This is a genomic window from Patescibacteria group bacterium, assembly GCA_041650895.1.
Lineage (GTDB): Bacteria > Patescibacteriota > Patescibacteriia > 2-01-FULL-39-33 > 2-01-FULL-39-33 > CAISTG01.
The window spans coordinates 1-9,348 of the sequence record JBAZKF010000007.1; the positions used below are offsets into that span (position 1 = coordinate 1).

A 9,348-nucleotide genomic window follows, 5' to 3' on the forward strand; every position below is an offset into this window, starting at 1 on the left:
CCCGCTGATATCCATTGTCTCGCCCACAGGAGAGACCAACGTCGGGCTTGGCACGCGGAAGACCACGACATTGGCCGGCTGAGAAGGCTGTCCCTGCGCCGAGGTCGAAGCGGTCTTGTCTTGCGCCACGCCAACCCTTGCGCTCAACAGAAAAACCATCACCGAAGCTAAAAAGTAGATTTTAGATAGCATGGTTGTTTATTCCAAAGCGAGGTTCTGTTTAGCCTTATACTTCCAACGCAACTTATTGAAAAAAAGGGTAACTGGAAACGGTCTTGTTAACCTTTAATTTTTAAAAAAATTAGAATTTAAATTTTACTTTGTGATGCTTTTTACCAACCATGCAATCAAATTGAAGTATAAAATAACGCGCGATGATTCCATTCCTCCTATAGTTTCTTAATTCCATAATTAAGGTGCGCAAGGCCTGATCGTCGTAATCTACACGTAAAGGAAAACCCGTAATGGCTTCTTGTTGAGTGTCAATGGTAATGTAAAAACGAAAAAAGGGATCCCCGGCTTTTTCTGCAAATTTAAGTGTGTAGCCCCCCGTAGAAATATCTCGATCTGCGTTCGGGTGGGCTCTTATCTGACGAGAAAGAACAAGAGATAAATCTGTGATATAAATTCTTTCTCCTGTATTGTTTTTTATTCGGAAAATTAAGTAGGGACAGCTCTCGCCCGTAGGTATAGTTCCTCTTGAAGAGTCAATCAAAATCTGTAGATTTCTAATTCCACGAATATATCTTTTGTTCCAAATAATCAATGCTAAAGGCCATACTATAAGTGTAAATATAATAGCTAACCAATTAGGAACATCATGTTCTTTTAAATATTCCCACCAATTCATTGCTATATAATCCTTTTCTGAACCTAACTCTTTACTTCGTTGTCGACCGCAGACTAGGCACTCATTGGGGTCAGATCTCAACCTTAAAGATTTGAATCTTGATTGAAGCCGAGCTTCGATCAAATCTCAAATGGTACAGTTTTTGGGAATGAAATCCTCTATGCTCATCCATAAATTGATGATTCATCATGTAGCCTCAGCACTAAGATTGAGTAACTACGGTAAATGCAGTGCAGTCCATTTTGCTCCGCCAGGGTCTTATGCCAACTCTCCCAACGACGCCAGTTGGGCGCTTTGCCGCTAAAATTGAACGGTTGTTTACAAAGATTTCTATCATTTCATTACCCACCAGCACCTTAAAATTTAATGACGTTGCTTTTTCAATTCTTAATTCAACAGCTTCTGTAATATGTTCATAATCACGGTGGGCCGCGTTTCCTTGAAAGCCTATGCGCTCAAGCAATATGTCTGAGCCCGAAATCAAAATATTATAATAGCGCGGGAATTCTTTATCTTGGTTCCATCCGAATATTATTCCAGCGTTCATACCTAAACTTTCTCCCTTGACCGGATATGAGAAATTCGTGAACTCTAGTTTAGTATTAATCTCAAAAGGTACGTCACCATACTCATCTCTTGAAATCAAATAAGCTTGCTGACCGGAACCGATTATCCGCGCATTGGCTTCATCAAAGATCCAATCGCCAATTTTTATTAATCGATTCCAAATATCGTGTTCAAGAAAATTTTCTTGTTTATTGACCTGCTTATCTTTACCGCTGGTTGTAACTCGCTTACGATCCCCCGCCGCTCTTTCAATAATTACTTCTGCGACTCTGACAAAAACCTTCTCTCGATCTCCCTCCCTAGCTGAAATCAATGGTTCAGATGGATTATTTACTGCCTGAAACTGTGATAAATGAGTATCTTTCAAAAATAAACTTGGACTAGCAATAATAGGCAATATTAAAGCGCCTTCTTCTTCAGCCGCTTTCAACAATGGAGGCAATTCATTCGTACGGATAAAATCAGATGCTAAAAAATCCGCACTCACAATAAGCACGGCAATGTTTGCCCTTTTTACCGCTTCTTGAATTTCTTTGCGCCATTTAGAGCCTGGTTTTATTTTTGTATCCTCCCAAATATCAATCTCATATTGTTTATGAAGCGGCGATAGATGAATTATAAGTCGATCTAACCATCTTCTATCAGCATGGGCATAACTTACAAAAACACTAATTAGTCTATCTTCTGAAATTGGCATGTCGCTTACCTCTCATGTTTATTCTGTTGGCGATACGCACTATCACAAGTTCCTCTTATTTTCTCTCTAACAACAATTCTATTCGTACGTTATCACCATCTAATAAAGCATATGGCCCAACCAACTCTCGTGCCGCAACTATCTCGATTATACCTTTGGGCACCCTAGAACCTATTCTTCTGAATATCCAACACTCAATAGGTTGAGTAAATTTTTCGCATGATAAGATACATCGCCAGGCTTGACCATCGCCGATATACTCCGGCATCCCCACCAATTCAGTTTTTGGAATTACAAAATTTGGCTGAGGATTCCCTTTATCAAGTTCTTGCTGTAAATTTTCTGGCCTATCAATTTTTATATTAAGAGAGCCTGGAAAAAGAAAAACACCAAAGTACTTCCGAAATATTTCTTTATTCTCATTAATCAAAATATTGAATCTGCCAACAGTATGAATTAAATTTAATTTCCCATCAAACATCATATTTTCTATCCTTTAAGATTCCCCATATCATTTTGATCGAAGCTGAGCTTCGATCAAATCTCACTATTTCTTTAATCTATTCATTATTTCTTGAATAACTTCTTGCTCTATGATCCCCTTAGATTTAAAAGTGATCCATTTTTCATAATTTTCGCCTTCTATATGTGCTGTAACAATAATCCTTGTTTTGTCTGCGCTTTCTTCAGACACAACAACATTCAGCGAATATCGTGCATCGCGGAAAGGTATAATTTTATAAGTGAAATAGGCAACTTTTTGAATACGAGAAGGTATATTGAAACCACCCTGTAATTCAACCGATTGAGTAGAAATTATGCCACTATTTTTGTCAGCAGTTATTATGGGCAAACCTCTTTCTGATACAGCTGCTATTGCGGCACCCCACACCTCATCTCGAGACTGGTTTATCACATCCGAATTGTTTATTGGATTATCAGGCACCTGTTGAACAGTAGCACAGCCACTTACCAATGCTGCCATAACAACCGAATAAATCAGTCTTTTCATATTTTACTCTCCGTCAAACCCGCCGATACTATCGAATCCGTCTTATCAAACCGGCCGCAAAATGCGACCGGTTCCATCGGAAATAACATTATTTCAAAGGGTTATTAGTACCTAGCCCTAAATTCACTACCTGATTATTTTTCTTTAAAAAAATTCTCTAATTCTTGAATACGCTTGTCTTCAGTATCTTTGTTAAAAAATTTAGCATGGTTTGTCAGAAGATAAGCTAATTGATTCTGCAGAGCGTCTTTGATTTTCTCGGCTAAATTCGTATCAACATCAGTTATAACGTATATCTTTTCCCTTTCAGTAAATTGTATTAACCCTATTGAAGTACAGGCTACCATAAATCCGTGCGTATAGCTTTGATCGAGTTTCAAATCTTCTATTTTAAAAGCAATTCTGGTATCTTTCGCTAACTTGCAAGAATAAAGAAACAGCAAACCATTGTATGAACATTTTTTCAAAAATCTACTTACGACTTCTCCGTTAATTTCAATGACTGTTTTCTCCCGATAATCCACTTTTTGCTCAGAAATCTTTGATAGTAATTTTTCTTGCCCTTCCTGAAAGTTTGTCGCTAAACATTCAATCAACGTAGGAATCTTTTCTATTTTTGCCTCTATCCCAAGAGTAGCCTCTTGCAGTTTATCTGTAGCTTCACAAATCTTACTTGAAGCAGTTTGTAAATCTCCTGCGCTCTTTGAAAAGCTAAAATTTGAAAAAATTGCAAATATAATAGCTATCAATGAAAGGAATAGGGATGTCAATGTCAAACCAAATGAAATAAGGCTTGCGAGATTGGGAATAGCGCCCCACTCAGTGGTAAGCAGAGCTACAATAATTATCATACTAATCAAAAGCAAGTAAAACAGGTTATAACGATAATGCAATTTGCTATTCTCATTCATAAATCCTCCTTAATAATCCTTCATGAACTCGTCAACTACTTATTTTCCAAAATTATGCGGAATTCTTCAGCCCGCGAGGAATCCTCTGAACCATGCTTAGCTAACTTTTTATGCTAATAAAACATCTTCAGTTTGGACCGTCCCGCCCATCCAGGTTTAAACGAGACCGCACGGGCTCGCAATTCCTTTCACTGCATCAAAATCTTATCCATTTCTTGCTGTGTAGAAAAATAAATCAAGGTTCCATCTTTTTTCTTATGCCAATACTTACCTTTATCTTTGTGAGCATCATCCGTTAACCCAAAGTATTCAGGATATTTCTCAATATATCCTCTCGTATCGATTGAACTTTGTTCGTCATGAGTCTTCTTTTCGACTTCTGAACTACCTAGTGGCTTAAATTTAATCACAGCAGCTCGGACACTTTTACCATAAATCGGAATGCTTGTTCCAGGATTAATCGTGGTACGGGATTGCCCATGGGCGCGTCCATAAATCTGACCACGAGACTGTCCATAAACATAATTCCCGGAGCGATAAGCAGAGCCGTAAGTTGAGGTAGTGGCTGAACCATAGACAGATGAAGTTGTCGATACTGTAGTCGGAGTGTTGTAGGTGCCACGATATGGTGTTTCCTGGCTCTGAATAACAATAGCGTCTCCCCCAATCTGCGCAGCATATTCACGCATTCTTTTCCCCATGCCACTCCAACTAGAAGCAGGCGCCCCATCACCACCTACCTCACCTATTACTTCATATGGAGTAGGTGGGAAATTATTATAAATTGGGATAGTTTCTGCACTTGTAGCTGCATAATTACAATTAGGATACTTTGAGCAATAAAAACTAGCACACCCACTCATAAATATTGCTATGGCGAATAGACAGATCAATCTTTTCATCTTAATTCCTAGCGCAAACAAAAACGCCCTGAATTTATCAGGGCGTTTTTTTGGATTCGTTAGTCAGATTCGGATTTCATAAAAAATCCGGGTTAGGTTGTCAGGTCATCGCCCCGACACCAAATCGCTGCGCGGATTTCACCGAAATCCGCTTGCAGGTATCGGGATTAATTCGCGCAAATCATTTACGTCGCGCTTCGCGCTCCGTAAATGATGCGCTCATTAACATTTCGTGTATCCGCACGCAGAACACTTGACACAACCTTCTTCGTGCCGCACAACGCCGCCGCAATCGGGACAGACGCCGACGATGTTGCCGGTGATATGGCGCTCAAGCTGTTCTTCACTCTTGGAAACCTGGCTGTAGAGCTCTTCGCTCATCTGGTCGACCGCGGCAGCAACCTTGGCTTCGACCTTGGTCTCGATCTTGTCGTTCACCAGCCTTCTTTCGATGACGCGGGCGATGGCGTCCGCGCAGGAGAAGATACGACAACCCTTTTCCCACGATGGGGACGGGCAGCGGATGGAGCGGAGCTGTTCGATGATGACCTTGACGTCAACGCTGGAACGCAGCGCCAGGGACACCAGGCGACCGATGGCTTCCAGCTGGGAGGCCGCGCATCCGCCTGCCTTGCCCATCGACATAAAGACTTCGAACGGACGGCTGTTCTCGTCCGTATTGATCGTGACATACAGGTTGCCGCAGCCTGTGGACACCTTGGTCGTCGTGCCCATGACGACTTCGGGCCTGGGCCTGGGGCCTATTTTGCCTTCGGCGACCTTGCCTTCCTTCTTCGCCGTATCTTTCGTGCCGACGCTCAAGACCTGCTCGCTGCGGCTGTTATCGCGATAGATGGTCAGGCCCTTGCAGCCCATTTCGTAGGCGAGCATATAGGCATGGCGCACGTCGTCGATCGACGCGTCTTCGTGGAAGTTGATGGTCTTGGAAACGGCGTTGTCCGTGTATTTCTGGAAGATGGCCTGCATCTTGATGTGCCATTCGGGCGTGATATCGTGGGACGTCACGAACGCGCGGCGGACCTCGGCCGGGACCTCTTTCATCTCCTGGACAGAGCCTTTCTCGGCGATCTTCTCCATGAGCTTGCGCGTGTAAAGCCCCTTCTCCTCCATCACTTCCCTGAACGCGGGCTCGACCTCCATCATCTTGTCGTTGTCCAGGACGTTGGCGCGCTGGTAACAGAGCGCGAACATCGGCTCGATGCCGGAAGAGCACGGCCCGGCGATGATCGAGATCGTGCCTGTGGGCGCGATGGTGGTGAGCGTCGCGTTGCGCAGGCGCAGGTTGCTCGCCTCAAAAATGCTGCCCTTATACGCCGGGAAGGTGCCGCGGGCGCGCGCCAGGTCCAAAGACTCCTTGCGGGCCTCGGCCTGGATGAAAGACATGACCTTTTCAGCCAGGGCGATCGCCTCCTCGGAATCATACGGGACCATCATCTTGGCCAGGGCGCTCGACCAGCCCATGATCCCTAAGCCGATCTTGCGGGTCTGCTTGGTCATCTTGTCGATCTGGGGAAGCGGATACTTGTTGACGTCGATGACGTTGTCCAGGAAGTGAACGGAAAGATGGACGATCTCTTTGAGCCTGTCCCAATCGATCTCGAGCTTGCCGTCTGCCTTCTTCAGGAGCGCGTAGAGGTTGATGGAGCCGAGGTTGCAGCTCTCGAACGGCAGGAGCGGCTGTTCGCCGCAGGGGTTGGTGGATTCTATCTTGCCTAATTGCGGCGTGGGATTGTTGTTGTTGATGCGGTCGATAAAGATGATGCCGGGTTCGCCGTTCTTGTGGGCCATCTTGACCATAAGCTCGAAGACCTCTTTGGCCTTGAGCCGGTGGACGGCCTTGTGGGTGTTGGGGTCGATCAGGTCGTATTCTTCGTCTTTCGTGACCTTGCGCATGAAATCTTCGGTCACGGCGACGGAGATGTTGAAATTATTGATCTCTTTGTCGTTTTCTTTGCAGACGATGAAATCCATGATGTCCGGATGGTCCACGCGCAGGATACCCATGTTGGCGCCGCGCCTGGTGCCGCCCTGCTTGACCGCCTGGGTGGCGGCGTCAAAGACTTTCATGAAAGAAACAGGGCCTGAGGCGATGCCGCCCGTGGAACGGACGGTCGAAGAACGCGCCCGCAGGCGCGAAAAAGAAAATCCCGTGCCGCCGCCCGACTTGTGGATGAGCGCGGTGAACTTGATGGAATCGAAAATGCTGTCCATCGAATCTTCGATAGGCAGGACAAAACAGGCGGAGAGCTGGGAAAGGTCGCGGCCCGCGTTCATCAGGGTCGGGGAGTTCGGCATGAACTCCAGGTTTTCCATCATCTCGAAAAATTTGTGTTCCAGGGCGGCGACATCGTCCTCGGTCTTGCGGTAGAGGCGGTCGGCGGCCGCGATCGCCTTGGCCACGCGGGTGAACATCTCCTGGGGGGTCTCAACGACCTTGCCGTTTTCGTCTTTTTTAAGGTAGCGTTTTTCGAGGACTTTGAGAGAATTATCGGAAAGCTTTAGCGCCATGAGTCGCCTCTCCTTTCGCTGCGGACGGCAGGATGAAATGGGTTGGAAATCTATCTTTTAAATCCCTCTAGCCGGTTTATTTTATTCTTTTGAAAAGTGCTTTTCCAGATTACCGCTGCTTAAGAGCTTTGTCAATAGAAAATACCATATATTGGTATTTTTTATTCCGATACCACAATATTTTGATGTCTTGGAGGATACCCTCCCCTCGCGTTTTGCAGCTCTCGACGGTGGATGCGGTTGTTTTGGAAGGAAAAAATTACCCCAGATTCGGCTTGCGGCCGTGGTTAGCTTTTTTTGAACGCCAATTCAACTTGCCAAGTCTTTTACGTCTGCCTTTACCCATGATTTTCTCCCGGATCTTCCTGCCTTGAAAAATTTTGCTTCGTCTTTTAAATTGTGTTCTTCATTCTACAACTAAAAATTGTTTTGTCAACCGTGCAAATCTGTTTTTTTTAAAATGAAACAAACCATCTTTGCCTGTCTCGTCAAGACGCAAAGATTGCCAAACATGCAGACGGTTGTTATCATAAGAGGTATGCAGAGCCGCCTTTTTTCCTTCGCCATCCTTCTGCGCGGGGCCATCGCGGTGGTCGCCCAGGCGCTTCTGGTGCGCGAACTCCTTGTCGTCTTCTACGGCAATGAGCTGACCTTCGGCATCATCCTGAGCGCATGGCTGGTCTGCGGCGCTTTGGGAAGCATGGCGGCGGCTTACCTTTATCAGCGCGCGAGCGCGCCTGCGGCCCTCTTCGGCGCGCTGCAGCTTCTCTCCGGGGTGTGGCTGGCCGCGGCCGTCATCCTTGTGCGTTCCTCGAAAACCATTCTATCCGTGCCGTTCGGCGAAGTCTTGAGCCTGGGGCAGATCGTCCTTATCACGTTTGCCGCGCTTTCCGTCTCGTCTTTTTGCGACGGCGCGATGTTCAGCGTGGCGTTCCGCAACGTCAGGTCCGTCGGCCGCGTCTATGCGCTGGAGTGCGCCGGCGCGCTCGTTAGCGGCGGGCTGTTCAGCTTTGTCTTGATCAGGGTATTCACCAGCCTCCAGATCGCCTTTTTCGTCTGGGCGGCTGCCGCGGCCGTCGCCTTCGGGCTGTTTTTGGGCGCGCAAAAAAAGGGATTGGCCGTCCTGTCGTTCCTCATCTTGTGTTACGGCGCGACAGGTCTGATCTATGCCGGCGGGCTGCAGGACAAAACGCTTGAGCTCCAATGGCAGGGACAACGCCTCACCGCCTATGAAAACTCCGTCTACGGCAATATCGCCGTCATCCAGAAAGAAGAACAGCGCACGGTCTACTACGACGGCCTGCCTTTGGTCAACGTCCCTGCGCCCGAGGATTATTTCACGCAGGACTTCATCCACCTGCCTATGCTCGCCGCGGGCCGCGCGGCCTCCGTCCTCTTTTTAGGCAACGCCGCGGGCGGATTGCTCGCAGAAGCCGAAAAATACCCCCTCAAGAAGATCGTCTATGCGGAAACGGACCCCCTGCTGATCGGTGTGCTTCGCTCTCTGAACACCGAACCCGTCACGAGCGAACTCGCCGACAGGCGCCTGACGCTCGAGCTGCTTGACGGCCGCAATTACCTGAGAAAAAAACAGGACACGTTCGACGTCATCTTTGTCAACACAGGCCTCCCCACTTCATTGTCCGTCAACCGCTATGCCACAAAAGAATTTTTCAGCGAGATCGAAGGCCATCTCGACGCCAACGGCATGGCCGTATTCAAAACCTGGGGCTCATTGTCCGCCTTGAGCCGGGAACTGGCCGCGATCAATGCGTCGCTTTTGGCCACGGCAAGGGACGTCTTCGATCATGTCTTTGTCATCCCGGGCGACGGCTACAATATCTTTATCGCCTCAAAAAAACCCGTCATCCCCGATCCCC

General features: G+C 46.7%; 9 protein-coding genes. 1 reads left to right on the plus strand and 8 read right to left on the minus strand.

The window, feature by feature from the left end; all coding sequences use genetic code 11:
* From WC473_05980 to WC473_06015, 8 genes are all read right to left on the minus strand, one after another.
* Positions 1–192, minus strand: a 192-nt coding sequence (locus WC473_05980) for a hypothetical protein (GenBank protein MFA5125334.1), incomplete at its 3' end; no start/stop codon positions are given.
* A 109-nt stretch (positions 193–301) separates the two neighbouring features.
* Positions 302–850, minus strand: a complete 549-nt coding sequence (locus tag WC473_05985; protein ID MFA5125335.1) for a hypothetical protein — start codon at positions 848–850, stop codon at positions 302–304.
* 202 nt (positions 851–1,052) lie between these two features.
* Positions 1,053–2,114: a toll/interleukin-1 receptor domain-containing protein gene (locus tag WC473_05990; GenBank protein ID MFA5125336.1), complete on the minus strand. Its 1,062-nt coding sequence runs from the start codon at positions 2,112–2,114 to the stop codon at positions 1,053–1,055.
* Positions 2,115–2,169: 55 nt separating this feature from the next.
* Positions 2,170–2,598 carry a DUF120 domain-containing protein gene (locus WC473_05995; GenBank protein MFA5125337.1) on the minus strand — a complete coding sequence of 143 codons (429 nt, stop codon included), beginning with the start codon at positions 2,596–2,598 and terminating at the stop codon, positions 2,170–2,172.
* 63 nt (positions 2,599–2,661) lie between these two features.
* Positions 2,662–3,126 (minus strand): hypothetical protein, encoded by a 465-nt coding sequence (locus tag WC473_06000; GenBank protein MFA5125338.1) that lies wholly within the window; start codon positions 3,124–3,126, stop codon positions 2,662–2,664.
* A 134-nt stretch (positions 3,127–3,260) separates the two neighbouring features.
* The gene (locus tag WC473_06005) at positions 3,261–4,037 is read right to left on the minus strand and encodes a hypothetical protein (GenBank protein ID MFA5125339.1); all 777 of its coding nucleotides are present in this window, start codon (positions 4,035–4,037) and stop codon (positions 3,261–3,263) included.
* A 188-nt stretch (positions 4,038–4,225) separates the two neighbouring features.
* A complete protein-coding gene (locus tag WC473_06010) occupies positions 4,226–4,939 on the minus strand; it encodes a hypothetical protein (protein MFA5125340.1) in 714 nt (237 codons plus the stop codon).
* Positions 4,940–5,161: 222 nt separating this feature from the next.
* Positions 5,162–7,468 (minus strand): vitamin B12-dependent ribonucleotide reductase, encoded by a 2,307-nt coding sequence (locus WC473_06015; GenBank protein MFA5125341.1) that lies wholly within the window; start codon positions 7,466–7,468, stop codon positions 5,162–5,164.
* 460 nt (positions 7,469–7,928) lie between these two features.
* Here WC473_06015 and WC473_06020 point away from each other — a divergent pair.
* The coding region (locus tag WC473_06020; GenBank protein MFA5125342.1) for a hypothetical protein at positions 7,929–9,348 on the plus strand (1,420 nt) is incomplete at its 3' end.